This window comes from Enterobacter sp. BIDMC92 (assembly GCF_001030225.1).
Taxonomy (GTDB): domain Bacteria; phylum Pseudomonadota; class Gammaproteobacteria; order Enterobacterales; family Enterobacteriaceae; genus Enterobacter; species Enterobacter sichuanensis.
In genome coordinates this window covers 325,266-341,965 of record NZ_KQ087598.1, presented here as the reverse complement: position 1 = coordinate 341,965, position 16,700 = coordinate 325,266, and the positions used below count along the sequence as shown (strand labels likewise).

Sequence of the window (16,700 nt, the reverse complement as noted above, 5' to 3'; positions counted from 1 at the left end):
TTATAAAAACGCTTTTTTAAACATAAATGTGAATAATCGTCAGCATAAATTATTTTCCTTCAAACTTTCATTCGCTCATTTTTCAACCTGTTCAAACAATGCGTGATCTGCAGCCCAAATAATAAACAAAGCTTGTAAAGCCCCTACAATTAACGTTTTTGCGACATATTATTAACATCTTACAAGGAGAAAAAAAGCCATGAGCCAAATACACAAACATGACATTCCCGCAAACATTGCGGACCGTTGCCTGATCAACCCGGAGCAGTACCACGAGAAATATCAGCAATCTATCACCGCCCCGGACGCTTTCTGGGGTGAGCAGGGCCATATCCTGGACTGGATCAAACCCTATCAGAAGGTGAAGAACACCTCCTTTGCACCCGGCAATGTCTCCATTAAATGGTATGAAGATGGCACGCTGAACCTGGCGGCGAACTGCCTTGACCGCCACCTTGCCGAGCGCGGGAATGAGACGGCCATTATCTGGGAAGGCGATGATGCCTCGCAGAGCAAACACATTACCTATAAAGAACTGCACCGCGACGTGTGCCGCTTCGCCAACGTCCTGCTGGAAAGAGGCATTAAAAAAGGCGATGTGGTCGCGATCTATATGCCGATGGTGCCGGAAGCGGCGGTGGCCATGCTGGCCTGCGCCCGTATCGGCGCGATTCATTCCGTTATTTTCGGTGGCTTCTCGCCAGAAGCGGTTGCCGGCCGTATTGTCGATTCCAGTTCAAAGCTGGTGATCACCGCCGATGAAGGCGTGCGTGCAGGGCGCAGTATCCCGCTGAAGAAAAATGTCGACGAAGCGCTGAAAAACCCGAACGTTAAAACGGTAAGTAACGTTATTGTCCTGAAGCGCACCGGCGGCAAAATCGACTGGAACGAGGGGCGTGACCTGTGGTGGAGCGATCTGATTGAGAACGCCAGTGACCAGCATCAGCCGGAAGAGATGAACGCGGAAGATCCGCTCTTCATTCTTTATACCTCCGGTTCAACCGGCAAACCGAAAGGGGTGTTGCACACCACCGGCGGCTATCTGGTCTATGCGGCCACCACTTTCAAATACGTCTTCGACTACCATCCTGGCGACATCTACTGGTGTACCGCCGACGTGGGCTGGGTGACGGGACACAGTTACCTGCTGTATGGCCCTTTGGCCTGTGGCGCAACCACGCTGATGTTTGAAGGCGTGCCAAACTGGCCGACCCCGGCGCGGATGTGTCAGGTCGTCGACAAACATCAGGTCAACATCCTCTACACCGCCCCAACGGCGATCCGCGCCTTAATGGCGGAAGGGGATAAAGCCATTGAAGGCACAGACCGTTCTTCATTGCGCATTCTCGGGTCCGTCGGCGAGCCTATCAACCCGGAAGCCTGGGAGTGGTACTGGAAAAAAATCGGTAACGAGAAATGCCCGGTGATGGACACCTGGTGGCAGACCGAAACCGGCGGCTTTATGATCACCCCGATGCCGGGTGCCACACAGCTGAAAGCCGGTTCCGCCACCCGTCCGTTCTTCGGCGTGCAGCCTGCGCTGGTGGATAACGAAGGTCATCCTCTGGAAGGGGCCACCGAAGGCAACCTGGTGATCGTCGACTCCTGGCCGGGCCAGGCGCGTACCCTGTTCGGCGACCACGATCGCTTCGAGCAGACCTACTTCTCGACCTTCAAAAACATGTACTTCAGCGGCGACGGCGCGCGTCGTGACGAAGATGGCTATTACTGGATCACCGGACGCGTGGACGACGTACTGAACGTCTCCGGCCACCGTCTTGGCACCGCGGAGATTGAATCTGCCCTGGTCTCACATCCGAAAATTGCCGAGGCGGCCGTGGTGGGTATTCCGCACAACATCAAAGGCCAGGCAATTTACGCATACGTCACCCTGAACCACGGGGAAGAACCGTCGCCAGAGCTGTATACCGAGGTGCGCAACTGGGTCCGTAAAGAGATTGGCCCGCTTGCCACGCCGGACGTGCTGCACTGGACCGATTCGCTGCCGAAAACCCGCTCCGGAAAAATCATGCGTCGTATTTTGCGCAAAATCGCGGCGGGAGATACCAGCAATCTCGGTGATACCTCAACGCTCGCGGATCCTGGCGTGGTGGAAAAACTGCTCGAAGAGAAGCAGGCCATCGCAATGCCATCATAATGTTTTCTCCCTCTCCCTGCGGGAGAGGGCCGGGGTGAGGGCATCAGACCGCACCTTCCCCCCCTCACCCTAACCCTCTCCCCACAGGGGAGAGGGAACTAAAAACAAACCCACCTTACCTCTGGAGAACTCTGTGATGAATAACGATATTTGTCAGCAGATAGAGAATAGTGCGCACTACAGGGAGCTCGTCGATAAGCGGCAACGGTTTGCCTTCATTCTTTCCATCATCATGCTGATTATCTACGTCGGCTTTATTCTGCTGATCGCCTTTGCGCCGCACTGGCTGGGTACCCCGCTGCACGAGGGCACCAGCGTGACGCGCGGTATTCCCATCGGGATTGGCGTGATTGTGGTTTCATTTGTGCTGACCGGCGTCTACGTCTGGCGCGCGAACGGTGAATTCGATCGTCTTAATAAAGCGGTACTGCAAGAGGTAAAAGCATCATGAAGCGCGTCCTGACGGCGCTAGCCGCCACACTTCCCTTTGCCGCCCACGCGGCAGATGCCATTACCGGCGAGGTACAGCGCCAGCCAACCAACTGGCAGGCGATTGTGATGTTCCTGATTTTCGTCGTGCTGACGCTGTATATCACATACTGGGCGTCGAAACGCGTGCGCTCCCGTAACGACTACTACACCGCAGGCGGCAACATTACCGGTTTCCAGAACGGACTGGCGATTGCGGGAGACTTTATGTCCGCGGCCTCGTTCCTCGGGATTTCTGCGCTGGTGTACACCTCCGGCTATGACGGCCTGATCTACTCCCTCGGCTTCCTCGTCGGCTGGCCGATCATTCTGTTCCTGATCGCCGAACGCTTGCGCAACCTGGGCCGCTATACCTTCGCAGACGTGGCCTCATACCGTCTGAAGCAGGGGCCGATTCGCTCCCTCTCCGCCTGCGGTTCGCTGGTGGTGGTGGCGCTGTACCTGATTGCGCAGATGGTCGGCGCGGGTAAACTGATTGAACTGCTGTTCGGCCTGAACTACCACGTCGCGGTTGTGCTGGTTGGCGTCCTGATGGTGATGTACGTCCTGTTCGGCGGCATGCTGGCGACCACCTGGGTGCAGATTATCAAAGCGGTTCTGCTGCTGTTCGGCGCCAGCTTTATGGCCTTTATGGTGATGAAGCACGTCGGGTTCAGCTTCAATAACCTGTTTACCGAAGCGATGGCGGTCCACCCGAAAGGGGAAGCCATCATGAGTCCGGGGGGGCTGGTGAAAGACCCGATTTCTGCCCTGTCCCTCGGTCTGGGCCTGATGTTCGGTACCGCTGGCCTGCCTCACATCCTGATGCGCTTCTTCACCGTGAGCGATGCGCGAGAAGCGCGTAAGAGCGTCTTCTACGCCACCGGTTTCATGGGTTACTTCTATATCCTGACCTTTATCATCGGCTTTGGCGCCATCATGCTGGTGGGGGCGAATCCGGCGTTTAAAGACGCGGCGGGTGCGCTGATTGGCGGGAACAACATGGCAGCGGTGCACTTGGCTGATGCGGTGGGGGGCAACCTGTTCCTCGGCTTTATCTCGGCCGTGGCTTTCGCCACCATTCTTGCGGTGGTGGCAGGTTTAACCCTCGCAGGCGCGTCTGCGGTGTCGCACGACCTCTACGCCAACGTCTTCCGTAAAGGGGCAAGCGAACGAGATGAGCTGAAAGTCTCTAAAATCACCGTGCTGGTGCTGGGCGTGGTCGCCATTCTGCTGGGCATTCTGTTCGAGAAGCAGAACATCGCCTTTATGGTGGGGCTGGCCTTCTCCATTGCCGCAAGCTGTAACTTCCCAATCATTCTGCTCTCCATGTACTGGTCAAAACTGACCACCCGTGGGGCGATGATTGGCGGCTGGCTGGGGCTGTTGACGGCAGTGATCCTGATGATTCTGGGTCCGACCATCTGGGTGCAAATCCTCGGTCACGCCAGCGCCATCTTCCCGTACGAATACCCGGCGCTGTTCTCAATCGCCGTGGCGTTCATCGGTATCTGGTTCTTCTCGGCCACTGACAACTCGCCGGAGGGTAACCTGGAGCGTGAGAAATTCCGCGCCCAGTTTATCCGTTCACAAACCGGTCTCGGCGTTGAGCAGGGCCGCGCGCACTAAGCCATTCTCCCCGGTCGTTCTGGCCGGGGAGCTTAAAACATCACCCACGCCACCAGCGGCGCAATCAGCACCATCACCACGCCTGAAAGCATCATCACCAGGCTTGCCACTACGCCCTCCTGCTGACCCAGTTCATACGAACGTGCCGTGCCCGCGCCGTGCGACGCCGCGCCAAACCCTGCGCCTTTGGCCATCCCTTCCCGAATAGAAAGCCGCAGAAAGAGCATATCGCCGACCGCCATCCCAAAAACGCCCGTCACCACCACGAACAGCGCCACCAGATCCGGCTGCCCACCAAGCGGTTTCGCGGCCGCCAGCGCAAACGGCGTGGTCACCGAACGCACGGCCAGGCTGCGCTGAATTTCATCGGGCAGCGTAAACAGCCGTGCCAGCCAGACGGAGCTACAGACCGCCACCACCGTGGCGGTGAGCACGCCTGCGCTGAGCGACATCCAGTGGCGTTTGATGATCGCCAGGTTGTCGTAAACGGGAACGGCAAAGGCGATGGTCGCCGGGCCAAGCAGCCACAGCAGCCAGTGGGATTCACCAATGTAGTCCTGCCAGGAGATATGACCAAAGACCAACATCAGCACCAGCAGGATTGGTGTGAAGACCAGCGGCATCAGCGGCAGAGCATGAAAACGGCGATACAGCCGCTTGTTGGCGAAGTAGATCCCCAGCGTAGCAATCAGGCACAGGACGCTTATCTGAAAGTTAGTCATGTTTGTGCCTGCAGATTTCAAAGCGATAGACTTTATCCACCACCCAGGCGGTCGCCCCCAGCACCATCAGCGTACTCAGTGCGATGACCACGAAGATGCGCCAGCCGTCCACCATCAGCAGTTGGGCATAGTTCACCACCGCCACCACGGCAGGGACAAAAAACAGCAGCATCTCTGCTAACAGCCAGCGCGCGCCGGCGCGTACCCAGTTAAGGGGGATCACGCGACAGAGGATAAGCGTCAGCATCAGCAGCATCCCCACCAGGTTGGCAGGCAGCGGCAGATGGAGCCAGCCGACAAGATATTCAGCGAAAACGAACAATCCCGCGTAGAGCAGTACCTGAACCGGTACCTGGAGTCGTTGTACAACGGCAGGCGTAACACGGCTTAACGCCACGGCCATGGGGGTTTTCCTCAAAAATGAGACGAGGCGCCAGTATAGTGAGCGCACGGTGTGGACTGAAATGAATTAAAATCATCACAGGTATAGTTTCGAGGAATAATCATGGACATAAGAACGCTGCGCTATTTTGTCGAAGTGGTTCGCCAGCAAAGTTTTACCCGCGCAGCGGAGAAGTTGTTTGTTACCCAGCCCACCATCAGCAAGATGCTGAAAAACCTCGAAGATGAACTGAACTGTACCCTGCTGATCCGCGACGGGCGCAAGCTGTTGCTGACCGACACCGGACGCGTGGTGTTCGAACGCGGGCTGGCGATTCTGGCGGAGTTCCGCCAGCTGGAAGCGGAGCTGGATGATATAAATCACCTGACGAAAGGGGTGCTGCGCCTCGGCATTCCACCGATGGTGGGAATGATGATGGCCGGGCCGATAAGCCTGTTTCGCCAGCGTTACCCCGGCGTTGAGCTGAAGATTTCGGAGTTTGGTGGGTTAACCGTACAGCAGGCCGTCACCAACGGTGAGCTCGATGTGGCAATGACCGCCCTCCCCGTTGAGGAAGAGAGCGGTCTGGCGACGCTTCCGCTCTTTAGCCACCCGCTGTGCGTGCTGGTTCCCCGCTCCGGCGACTGGCTGAAGAGAGACTCGGTGAAGCCTGAATTGCTCGGTGAGCACCCTCTGTTGATCTACAACGAAGACTTCGCCTTAAGCCGACAGCTGATGACGCTGTTTCAACACCATAACGTTAAGCCGCGCATTGCAGTGCGCAGCGGCCAGTGGGATTTCCTGGCGGCGATGGTGCAGGCAGGCGTAGGCATTGCCATCCTGCCGCAGCCGATATGCGAACGTCTGGATAAAAACACGCTGCGCTGGATCCCTCTGGAGAGCGACCTGCACTGGCAACTGGGGATGATCTGGCGTGAAGGGGTCTATTTGTCCCAGAGTGCGCAGGCGTGGTTGCAGTGTTGTGAGGGGTTTTGGGTGCGGTCTGAATAGTGCCGGGTGGCGGCTTCGCCTTACCCGGCCTACGGTTCGGACGTAGGCCCGGGAAGCGCAGCGCCACCGGGCAAAAGCGTGCTACTGATTCTCTATCAACAGCGCTTCCAGCAGGTCCAGATCGTGTAACAGCTTTTGCAGCGTCTCGTTGCTGATCTGGCGCGTGGCGCGCAGATGGTACAGCTCGGCACGCTCTGAGCGCAGCGCCGCCAGGCGGAACCGGCGCTCCAGGTTCTCCTCCTGCAGCGAGCTTTCCACGTCGTTACGCCCATCGGCGCGGCGACGCAGGTTACCAATCACCCGGGAACTGACTTCCGTCAGCAGCTGATTGTCGATGTTCTCTTCCGCATCCGCAGCCAGACGCTCTTCCATTTTTTGAATCGCGACAATCGCCACTTCAGCGGTGGCCGCACGCGCGATACGCTCCTCTTTGTGCTGCTGAGTCGAGTCCCCCGCGTCAATATGCTGCAGCAAAATCGGCAGCATAATCACGCCGACAAACAGGGAGAACAGGATCACGCCCGCCGCCAGGAACACCAGCTCGTAACGCGCCGGGAAGACATCCCCCGTGGGCAGCAACAGCGGAATGGAGAGCACACCGGCGAGGGTGATCGCCCCGCGCACGCCGGCAAAAGAGGCAATCAGCAGCTCACGCGTGGTCCACGAGCCGAACTCCATCGGTTTTTTCTTCAGGAAGCGCACGCTGAACTTTTTCATCGTCCACAGCCAGCCGAAACGCACCAGCATCAGCGCCAGGTAAATCAGCACGATGTCGGTAAACAGCATCCAGACCTCAACGTTCGGGTCGGCTTCGGCCGCCACCAGCGAGGATTCCATAATGCCCGGCAACTGCAGGCCCAACAGCAGGAACACCATGCCGTTAAAGACAAATTCCAGCATGGCCCAGGTGCTGTTGGCACGCAGGCGCATGGCCAGCGGCGCGCGGCGCATCACGCCGGAGCGGGTGATGGTCATCCCTGCCGCAACCGCCGCCAGAATGCCCGACACGCCAATATGTTCAGCAATCAGATAAGAGGCAAACGGCAGCAGGAACAGCAGCACAATCTGCGTCGCCGGCTCATCGCCGCCCCAGCGGCTGAGGAAGCGCAATGAGCGGCCGTACAACCAGCTCACCACGAAGCCTGCCAGGATCCCGCCAATGGCCACCTTAAAGAACTCCAGGGTCGCGCCGCCGACGGTAAAGACCATCGTCCCCATCGCCACGGCCACGGCAAATTTCAGGGCGACCAGACCGGAGGCGTCATTCATCAGCGCCTCACCCTGTAAAATCCCCATGATTTTCTTCGGAATACGGCCTTCACCCACAATGCCGGACAGCGCCACGGCATCGGTTGGCGACAGCACGGCGGCCAGCGCAAAAGCCGGAATTAATGGGATGCCTGGTACGGCCCAGTAGATGAGAAAACCAATCCCGACCACGGTGACCACCACCAGCGCCAGCGCCAGGCCCAGGATCTCTCGTCCGTGCTCAAGGAACTCACGCGTCGGCGTTTTCCAGCCATCGGCAAACAGCAGTGGCGGGATAAACAGCACGAGGAACAGTTCGGGGTCAAATTCCACGTGCAGGCCAAACGTCGGCCACGCCAGCAGCGCGCCGATGGCAATTTGCATTAATGGCAGGGGGACCTGAAAGGGCAGTACGCGTGTAACCACCCCGGATAGCGAGACCACAAGGGTCATGATGAGTATTGTGAAGAAGATTTCCATGCGTTCCCTGTTTGCTGTGTTGCTTATTTACTACGGAAGGCGTCGTGCCTTTTATTCTATCTTCCCCAGAGTAACGTAAAAGGCAACAGGATGAGTCCTGAAAATAAAAACGGGCGGCCTGAGCCACCCGTTTTCGCATCAAAGGACAACTCAGATTGCCCAGCCGCCCGCGTAGAACGCCACCAGCGCAACGGCAATAACCACGGTACCCACGTTCAGCTTGCGCCACTCACCGGAGACCACTCGGCCAATCACCAGCGACGCGAAGCCGATCATAATGCCGGTCACGATGTTACAGGTCAGCACGATAAACACCGCGGTAATCAGACCTGACATGGCGTCGACGAAATCCGCGAAGTCGATTTTCGCCACGTTGCTCAGCATCAGCAGGCCAACGTACATCAGCGCTGGCGCGGTCGCGTAGGCCGGAACCAGATAGGAGAGTGGCGAGAGGAACAGGATCAGCATGAACAGCACGCCAACGGTGATCGCTGTCAGGCCGGTTTTACCGCCTGCCGCCGTGCCCGCTGCGGACTCGATATACACTGCCGCAGGCGCCGCGCCCACCAGGCCAGAGAAGACGCTGCTCAGGGAGTCGGTGGTCAGCGCTTTGCCACCATCAATAATCTGGCCGTCTTTATCCAGCAGGTTTGCCTGCCCCGCAACCGCACGGATGGTCCCGGTCGCATCAAACACGGCGGTCATCACCAGCGCCAGCACGCTTGGCAGGATCACCGGGTTCAGCGCGCCAACGATATCCAGGCTGCCAATCAGGGAATTGCCTTTATCATCGCTCAGCGACGGCATGGCGAAAATGCCGGAGAAGTGAACATTCGGATCGAAAATCAGGCCGACAATGGAGACGCCGATAATCGTCAGCAGAATGCCGCCCGGGACTTTCAGTTTTTCCAGACCGATAATCACCGCCAGGCCGATCAGCGACATAATCACCGGGAAGCTGGCGAAATGACCCAGCGCCACCGGCAGACCGTCCAGCGGGTTCTTGATGACCAGACCGACGCCGTTGGCGGCGATCAGCAGCAGGAACAGGCCGATACCGATGCCGGTACCGTGCGCCACGCCCTGCGGCAGGTTGCGCAAGATCCAGCTACGGATACCGGTCGCTGAAATAACGGTAAACAGCACGCCCATCAGGAACACGGCACCCAGCGCAACCGGGACGCTGATCTGCTGGCCCAGCACCAGGCTGAACGCGGTAAACGCGGTCAGAGAGATGGCGCAACCAATCGCCAGCGGCAGGTTCGCCCACAGGCCCATCACGATAGAGCCGACACCGGCCACCAGACAGGTCGCCACAAAGACCGCCGCGGGCGGGAAGCCCGCTTTGCCCAGCATGCCCGGCACCACGATGACGGAGTAAACCATCGCCAGAAACGTTGTCAAACCGGCAACGATTTCCTGGCGCACGGTGCTGCCGCGAGCCGAAATTTTAAACATGGCGTCAAGTGAACCGCCAGTACGCGCAGATGGCGTAGACATAGAAAACATCCCCTGAGAGTTTTTTAGGAAGTCTGTAAGCAAGGTGGAGACGCCGCTGCCAGCTAAACGTCAAATCCTTGTGTTGCGTTTGCGACGAAAGGGCGTCGCAAAAAAAAGCAAACGTTTAGCTCCGCACTTACAAACGGGTGGTCAAATTAAGGCAAACGATTATCCAGCCTAATACCCGCCCTTTTCAACTGAACTTTATCGTTTTTCGCTAAAATTCACTTATGACGCTGAAGAAATAAACAGAGGATGCGCAAACGTTATCGTTTATGCGCAATGTGTTTACATTTCAATCCTCACCCGGGATAGATAGCGGGCCACCCTTCTCCAGGGTTTTTTGCCAGCCCGGGCTGTTCTCCACCTTTGTCTTCCATGCCTGAATATGCGGCAGGTTGTTAATACCGCCGCGTGCCAGCAGGGCAAAGATCGGAAAGCTCATCTGAATGTCGGCCATACTGAGCGCTTTCCCGGCAAACCAGCTGTTTTCAGCAAGATGTGATTCAATAAAGCGCGCATGGGTTTCCAGCTGACGGTTGAGATACGCTTTCTGCACCCCTTGCCCCAGCGCTTTCCCCAGGGTTCTGATACCAAACGGCACGGGTGGCTTGCCGAGACTATTAAAGACCAGCTTCATTAACAGCAGCGGCATCAGCGATCCTTCCGCGTAATGCAGCCAGAAGCGGTACTGCACCTTATGGGCCGGATCTAAAGGCTTAAGCCGGGACTCGGGATCGTACGTTTCCTGCAGGTATTCCAGAATGGCGCCGGACTCGGCAAGGATCAGTCCGTTATCTTCAATAACCGGTGATTTGCCCAGCGGATGCACCTTTTTCAGGGAGGCCGGTGCCAGCATGTTCTTTTCCCGCTGGTAGTGAACGATCTCATACGGCAGCGCGAGTTCTTCCAGCGCCCAGATCACGCGGTGCGAGCGCGACTGGTTGAGGTGGTGTACCGTGAGCATGGTTTTCTCCTGTTATTCATACTTTTTAACTATAGAAAATCGAACAACACCGCGAAAAAAATTCGGCTAAAAAAGCGTGGGGGCGGCTGGCGAAAAAACGGGTCTTGCATAGAATTAAAGTGTCAGCACAATCCGGAACCTCCCCAACCAGCTCGACACGAGGGGTGCTGATGTCGGGGGAAACCCTCCCGTGAACCAGCGGGATAGAGTGAAAGACAAAGACCGGGAAAAACTAAAGCGCCCTTATGTGGCGCTTTAGTTCTTTATTATGCTTTTTGCCGGGTGGCGCTTCGCTTACCCGGCCTGGGTTCTCGGTTTTGCAGGCCGGGTAAGGCGCAGCCGACACCCGGCAAACCGATCTCAATCCTCTTCCAGCAACCGCGCCCCCGTCCCCTGCTCGCCCAGCCTGTCTCCCGGGTTACGCAGCGGACAATCGCTACGCGACAAACACCCGCAGCCAATGCAGCCATCCAGTTCATCACGCAGGGCGACCAGCGTATGGATACGCCTGTCCAGCTCTTCACGCCACTGGGATGACAGCTCTTTCCACTCTTTCGGGCTCAGCGTATGCCCTTCCGGCAGTACGCCAAAGGCTTCGCCAATCGTGGCCAGGGGAATACCGATTCGTTGCGCAATTTTGATAATCGCCACGTAGCGGAGCACGTCGCGGGTGTAGCGCCGCTGGTTTCCGGCGTTACGAATGCTTTTAATTAACCCTTTGCTTTCATAGAAGTGGAGCGCCGACACGGCAACACCGCTTCGCTTAGCCACTTCACCGGGGGTTAAAAGCGCTTTTATTCGCGGCAATCTCTTTTCCATAAAACCTCTTTACCTCAAGTTAACTTGAGGAATTATACTCCCCCGCAGAGAAAACGACGAATTAACCGAGATAGTTGTATCTACAGAGGGGCAACCTTATGTCGCATCAGCAGATTATTCAGACGCTTATTGAATGGATTGATGAACATATCGACCAACCGTTGAACATTGATGTGGTCGCTAAAAAGTCGGGCTATTCGAAATGGTATTTACAGCGAATGTTCCGCACGGTTATGCATCAGACGCTGGGTGAGTACATCCGTCAGCGCAGACTGCTGCTGGCGGCGCAGGCGTTACGCTCAACGCAGCGGCCGATATTTGATATCGCGATGGATCTTGGCTACGTGTCGCAACAGACCTTTTCCCGCGTATTTCGCCGTGAGTTTGACCGCACGCCGAGCGATTATCGCCACCAGTTGAACTAAGTACGATCAATGCAAAGGTTGCTGCTGCCAGGTCATAAATTCCTGGGGCGGCATCGCTTTCGCGAAGTGCCATCCCTGACAGTACTGGACGCCGCGCTTCAGCAGCCAGCTTACCTGCTCTGCCGTCTCAACCCCTTCCGCAATGGTTTTAAGCCGCAGACTCTGAGCCATCTCGATGATGTGTTCGGCGATCAGGTGGCTGGTGCTGTTGGTGGTTAAGGTATCGATAAACGATTTATCGATTTTCAGAATATCCACGTTCAGCGAATAAAGGTTATGCAGGTTCGAGTAACCGGTACCGAAATCATCGATCGCGACTTCATAGCCCGCCTGACGGAAAGCCTGAATCACCGGCGTGGTTTTGGGGACATCGATAAAACCGCGTTCCGTCACTTCTATTTTGATTTGCTGGGCACGGACGGCGTAGTGGCGGGCCTTGTCAGAAATCATAGCAATCAGCCGCGAGGAGTGAAAATCCGTGGCCGACAGGTTAATTGAAATATAGAGATGCGGATGCCCGGCCAGGAAATGGCCCAGATCGCTGAACACCTCCTCAACGACATAGTCCGTGATCCGCTCGCTCATGCCCTCTTTTTCCGCCAGCGGGATAAATTCCGCCGGGCTCATCACCTGCCCGTTAAAACCCGGCCAGCGTAACAACGCTTCCGCGCCCACACACTGATTATTCTTAATATCAATAATCGGCTGATAGTGTACGCAAAGCTGACGCTTGTTCAGCGCCCGGTGCAACAAGCGCCCTGGCGAATTAAGCTCACGATGGGTACGGGACCATACCAGCAAAATAATCATGCTGCAGATCATGCCCAGCGGCAGCGTCAGCGTCGCCTGATGATAAAGCGTTTCATAAAAGCGTTTATTCGATGTCGACACAATCGCCGCAATCGGTCTTTTGGGCGATTTTACGACCGTATAAAAACGGTTATCTTTTTGAAATACCGATTCCTTATCCCGAATCATCGAATTTAATAACGACACGTTGGCTTTCTGGCTAACGGAAAAGAACGCATTGGTAACCGTGTCGTATACTCCCCATGAAAGGGAATGATCTTCGGACATGACTTCGCTGTATGAAAGTGGATTAACCACCACCACATAATTTCCGCGCTGCATATATGTCATTTTATAGCCAGTATAAAATGGGGTATCGCGATAATAATAGATAGCGACGTCAGGTTTCCGGGTGTAATTAGCAACGGGAATGGCGTAGGGATGATCCGGTGTAAAAACGGTCGAACAAAGAAAATTCTGACCTTCCGCATAAATTAAATCGGCAACAAACAGGCGGCCACGAACCACGTTCAACATATATTGACGGTGTTCCGGCGTACAACGCTCACCCTGATATTTTGTAGCCTCAATCCGGGCCAGATCAACCTGCTGAATAACCAGCTCGGTTTTGTCTAAAGCCAGTTCAGCAAAGGTGCGTAGCTGGGCGCTTGTTTCTGATACGGCTCTTAGCTGGGCAAACCATAGCGCAAGCATCACCGGCAGCATAACTACCATGATGATCCCTACCACCCTGAGCATCTTGCGCCGTGCGCTACGATTCATTTCCCGCCCTATATCCCTGCATGTTGTACGCCTGTAGTAATGAAGGCCGGATGCTTTGTTAAACAGGTGATTACGTTGCATGAATCATGCGAAGTTAGCAACTGACTTTTAGTATTAAAAATCTTAAATTTCGTTATGACGATAATATTTTCCCGTAAGTGAAACTGTAAGTATTCGTTCCGTTTCAATTAAGGAAAATAATTATCCAGCCCGTAAGCGCGGTGGGAAGATAACACAACAGACGATCGTTGATTAAGCCAAACTTGTGACAGCACGAAAAAAACACAACCCCATCATGACATTTTATGCTATTTGTTTGGGCGTATTTTGTGCATTGATTTATAAATAATCAGCCACCACCGTTTTTCCTCGCCCCGAATGCTTGGCCTCATATAATGCTTTATCGGCACGCCTCAGTAAGGCCGAAGTATCCCGCTGTCCCCCACAGACTTCGACAACGCCAGCACTAAACGACAGCGACAGCTTTCTCTCACCCACAACCAGCGGGTGAGTTTGCAGAAAGGTGCGCAGCCTGGCGGACAACTGCGCAGCGCCATTGCCGTCAGAGTGCGCCAGCAAAAGCAAAAACTCTTCTCCTCCCACGCGCCCTAACGCTGACTCTGAGGGCGCTAACTCACGGATCGCGTTACAAAAGTGAAGGAGCGCCGCATCGCCCACCGGGTGACCCCACTCATCGTTGATCTGCTTGAAAAAATCCAGGTCAAACATCAGGACACAAAAGTGGCTGTTAACCTCCTGCCGGGTACTGGCCGCCAGCGCAAGCTCCAGCTGCTGCAAAATCGCCGAACGGTTAAAGCAGCCGGTAAGATCGTCGGTGGTGGCTTTTACCTCCAGCTCCTGCTCAGCTTTTTTCCGCTCGGTAATGTCCAGCCCAATATTGAGGATAGAGTTGTCCGGCAACAGAATGTTGGACCACAGTACCGTCAGCCGGGTGCCGTCTTTGCGCAGCGGATGCCATTCATACATATCTTTAAGCGGTGAGACATTGACCGACTCCCTGACCCGCCGCCGCTCTTCAGGGTCGGGATAAAACAGCGCAAGCGGATCGGCATATTCAGCGATCTCCGCCATCGTCCAGCCGAACACTTTTTCACATTCGGCATTCCATAGCACGCAGCGGTTAAATTTATCGAAAGAGTTCATCAACACCGGGGCCCGTTCAAACAGGGTCTTATATTGCGTCACGACGCGCTGCATTTCCTGAGCGGTTTTCTCCCGGGCAATAATTTCCGCGAAATAGTCTTTTAATTTTTCGACCAGCACCACGACGATATTTTTCAGAACCGGCAGAGAATAGAGTCGTTCATCAAACCCTAAAAAGAAATAGCCGCTGCAGTGCCAGTTATGGGTCGAAAGTTTGCACAGTACCCCGCTTTGCAGCTGCGCATAACCGGGATGCTGAGGAGGAAATAACGCGCGGCCAATATTTTCTTTCCAGTAAACCACCCGCCACGAACGATGATGCCGCTCAAGCAGAGTGCCCGCGAGGAAATCGGCGACCTCGAAGGGATGGCAGGTCATCTCCCCGGCGCTGACCACACGCTGCAGGCCGTCATCACCATTTACGCTGACCCAGGCAAGGCTTGCGCCCAGGGCGCGGCTGATGGTCTCCAGCATGTCGGCCAGTGAACATTGGGCATGAAGCTGGGGCATCAGCTTTGCCAGCGCATGCAGCGCCTGCATGCTGTCATTAATAATCTCACGTCGGTTTTCTTTCATTTTTTTCGCTGTTTATCAGGCGATAAACCGGACGCAACTTTCTTCAGATTCGAAATGTCGTCATACCAACGCCACAAGCTGGAACTCAGCGCAGCGAATTAAAACAACGTTGTGTGTAATTAAATACGTACAAATAAATAAAAAACAATAAAATTCAAAAACCTGAAAGGTTAGCTGCGAGTAAAATTAATTGTCCACTCAAGCATAAGCCATAGGGATATGGCTGTAAACGTTATACAACGCGCCCTCTTTTGCATCGATTTTGCTATCTCAATGAATTCATTATAAAGAGTACGGGGAATGAGAGCTTAGCCTGCAAAGATATATTTTCTCCCAGCCGAATACGGTTACAGGCAGCGAGGAATCCCTCTTTTTCATCAGCCCGGGACTGGCGAATAAAACAGCAAACGTGATATAGTTCACACATCTTATGTAACGAAAAAATCTGTTTCATTCAGTTCGTCTGTTTTGTAGAGGATGGGTTTTATGGCAACCATTACTACCAGCATGGTTCTCTTGCGCTGGCCTTTGTTGAGTGCGGTACTGATGTTTTTAGCCAGCACGCTGAACATTCAATTTCGTAAATCTGACTACACGGGCCTTGCTGTCATCAGTACGCTGTTAGGACTGGGCGCGGCCTGTTGGTTTGCAACAGGTCTGCTTGGCATTACCCTGCTGGATATGGCCGCCGTCTGGGAAAATATCAAAGTGGTGATGGTTGAAGCGATGAGCCACACGCCACCAGACTGGCCGATGGTCATTACCTGATGGTCGTTTTATAACAAGATGTTAAGAGCCTCTTTTACGAGGCTTTTTTATTTTCAGGGCTTCAGTCCATAACAGGCAGCGGGAATTTACTGATAATCGCCAGGCGGTTCTGGTGGTGTTCTTCATCTCCCCAAAGCCAGTCAACCTGGTTGCCAATATCGCTGTCCCTCTTAATTGGCCTCATTTCACAGGTGATCATGTCGTAGGCATACAAATGATGACCGCTGGCGATGGCGTCGTACAGCCGAGATTGCCAGAAGCTCATACCGTCACGCGTCTGGTGACGATCTGTGATAATGACGTTGTATTTTTCCAGTAAGTATTGGGAAAACACTTTGCCAGGCAGATCGCGTAACACGCCACGATGCGACGGTTTGGGCGACCGCCATATCAGGATTTGCGTTACCGGCATGTAGTTTAAGAAGGCATCTTTCTGATAAATCACGCGATTGTAGTAAACAATCTCTTTGGTGATTTCATTAACTAAGGCCAGTTCAAAATGCTCGTTAGGAATACCCGCAATACGATTTTCAGCCCTGACAAAATGATAGCCTGGAGGGAATGGGCCAAAACTCAGCTCATCATCGACTGATGCTCGAAGGGAAATCTCATTCAGCAACGTCGTATTATGGCTGTCCACAGTCAGCATTGAGAATGTTTTCTGGACGTCAGCAGGATCAAAGAGTTGTTGTGGCATAGCACCTCGCGGACGATATTATTCAGACAACATTTACACCGTTATGCATGTAATTATCAACCACCGGGTAATATAAGAAGCCCTGCGACAGCAGGGCTTTTGTTAGAGGCTGGA

The 16,700-nt window shown here is 54.7% G+C and carries 15 protein-coding genes; 6 read left to right on the top strand and 9 right to left on the bottom strand.

All coding sequences use genetic code 11. From position 1 onward, the window contains the following. The first annotated feature begins 199 nt into the window (after window positions 1-199). The 3 genes from acs (at window position 200) to actP (ending at window position 4,255) form a co-directional block, all read left to right on the top strand. Entirely contained in the window at window positions 200-2,158 is a 1,959-nt protein-coding gene (gene acs, locus SP99_RS01605) for an acetate--CoA ligase (RefSeq protein ID WP_047957553.1), read from the top strand. A gap of 136 nt (window positions 2,159-2,294) precedes the next feature. Beyond that, entirely contained in the window at window positions 2,295-2,609 is a 315-nt protein-coding gene (locus SP99_RS01600) for a DUF485 domain-containing protein (protein WP_025757861.1), read from the top strand. Beyond that, window positions 2,606-4,255 carry a cation/acetate symporter ActP gene (gene actP / locus SP99_RS01595; protein WP_045285546.1) on the top strand — a complete coding sequence of 550 codons (1,650 nt, stop codon included), beginning with the start codon at window positions 2,606-2,608 and terminating at the stop codon, window positions 4,253-4,255. Before SP99_RS01600 ends, actP begins: the two co-directional genes overlap by 4 nt. A 32-nt stretch (window positions 4,256-4,287) precedes the next feature. Here actP and SP99_RS01590 read toward each other — a convergent pair whose 3' ends face one another. Together SP99_RS01590 and SP99_RS01585 are read right to left on the bottom strand one after the other, a co-directional pair. After that, the gene (locus SP99_RS01590; RefSeq protein WP_025757859.1) at window positions 4,288-4,977 is read right to left on the bottom strand and encodes an LrgB family protein; all 690 of its coding nucleotides are present in this window, start codon (window positions 4,975-4,977) and stop codon (window positions 4,288-4,290) included. Continuing rightward, window positions 4,970-5,380, bottom strand: coding sequence for a CidA/LrgA family protein (locus SP99_RS01585; protein WP_047957552.1), 411 nt, complete (start codon window positions 5,378-5,380; stop codon window positions 4,970-4,972). The genes SP99_RS01590 and SP99_RS01585 overlap by 8 nt, the downstream gene beginning before the upstream one ends. 102 nt (window positions 5,381-5,482) lie before the next feature. Between SP99_RS01585 and SP99_RS01580 the strand changes: the two genes are divergently transcribed. Then, window positions 5,483-6,370 carry a LysR family transcriptional regulator gene (locus SP99_RS01580; RefSeq protein WP_025757856.1) on the top strand — a complete coding sequence of 296 codons (888 nt, stop codon included), beginning with the start codon at window positions 5,483-5,485 and terminating at the stop codon, window positions 6,368-6,370. A gap of 81 nt (window positions 6,371-6,451) precedes the next feature. Here SP99_RS01580 and SP99_RS01575 read toward each other — a convergent pair whose 3' ends face one another. From SP99_RS01575 to soxR, 4 genes are all read right to left on the bottom strand, one after another. After that, window positions 6,452-8,098 carry a Na+/H+ antiporter gene (locus SP99_RS01575; protein WP_025757855.1) on the bottom strand — a complete coding sequence of 549 codons (1,647 nt, stop codon included), beginning with the start codon at window positions 8,096-8,098 and terminating at the stop codon, window positions 6,452-6,454. Window positions 8,099-8,248: 150 nt separating this feature from the next. Then, a complete protein-coding gene (gene ghxP / locus SP99_RS01570; protein ID WP_045285548.1) occupies window positions 8,249-9,598 on the bottom strand; it encodes a guanine/hypoxanthine transporter GhxP in 1,350 nt (449 codons plus the stop codon). A gap of 295 nt (window positions 9,599-9,893) precedes the next feature. Then, the gene (locus SP99_RS01565; protein ID WP_047957551.1) at window positions 9,894-10,565 is read right to left on the bottom strand and encodes a glutathione S-transferase family protein; all 672 of its coding nucleotides are present in this window, start codon (window positions 10,563-10,565) and stop codon (window positions 9,894-9,896) included. A 360-nt stretch (window positions 10,566-10,925) separates the two neighbouring features. Then, entirely contained in the window at window positions 10,926-11,384 is a 459-nt protein-coding gene (soxR, locus tag SP99_RS01560) for a redox-sensitive transcriptional activator SoxR (protein ID WP_025757852.1), read from the bottom strand. A 98-nt stretch (window positions 11,385-11,482) separates the two neighbouring features. Here soxR and soxS point away from each other — a divergent pair, with 98 nt between their 5' ends. Beyond that, window positions 11,483-11,809: a superoxide response transcriptional regulator SoxS gene (gene soxS, locus SP99_RS01555; RefSeq protein WP_013095071.1), complete on the top strand. Its 327-nt coding sequence runs from the start codon at window positions 11,483-11,485 to the stop codon at window positions 11,807-11,809. Window positions 11,810-11,815: 6 nt separating this feature from the next. On the opposite strand, the gene SP99_RS01550 is transcribed toward soxS, so the two are convergent. Together SP99_RS01550 and SP99_RS01545 are read right to left on the bottom strand one after the other, a co-directional pair. Further along, the gene (locus SP99_RS01550) at window positions 11,816-13,381 is read right to left on the bottom strand and encodes an EAL domain-containing protein (RefSeq protein WP_025757851.1); all 1,566 of its coding nucleotides are present in this window, start codon (window positions 13,379-13,381) and stop codon (window positions 11,816-11,818) included. Window positions 13,382-13,720: 339 nt separating this feature from the next. After that, entirely contained in the window at window positions 13,721-15,121 is a 1,401-nt protein-coding gene (locus SP99_RS01545) for a GGDEF domain-containing protein (RefSeq protein ID WP_047957550.1), read from the bottom strand. A 486-nt stretch (window positions 15,122-15,607) separates the two neighbouring features. Here SP99_RS01545 and SP99_RS01540 point away from each other — a divergent pair, with 486 nt between their 5' ends. Next, window positions 15,608-15,889 carry a YjcB family protein gene (locus tag SP99_RS01540; protein ID WP_025757848.1) on the top strand — a complete coding sequence of 94 codons (282 nt, stop codon included), beginning with the start codon at window positions 15,608-15,610 and terminating at the stop codon, window positions 15,887-15,889. Window positions 15,890-15,950: 61 nt separating this feature from the next. Here SP99_RS01540 and SP99_RS01535 read toward each other — a convergent pair whose 3' ends face one another. Further along, window positions 15,951-16,586, bottom strand: a complete 636-nt coding sequence (locus SP99_RS01535; protein ID WP_047957549.1) for a hypothetical protein — start codon at window positions 16,584-16,586, stop codon at window positions 15,951-15,953. Window positions 16,587-16,700: the final 114 nt, after the last annotated feature.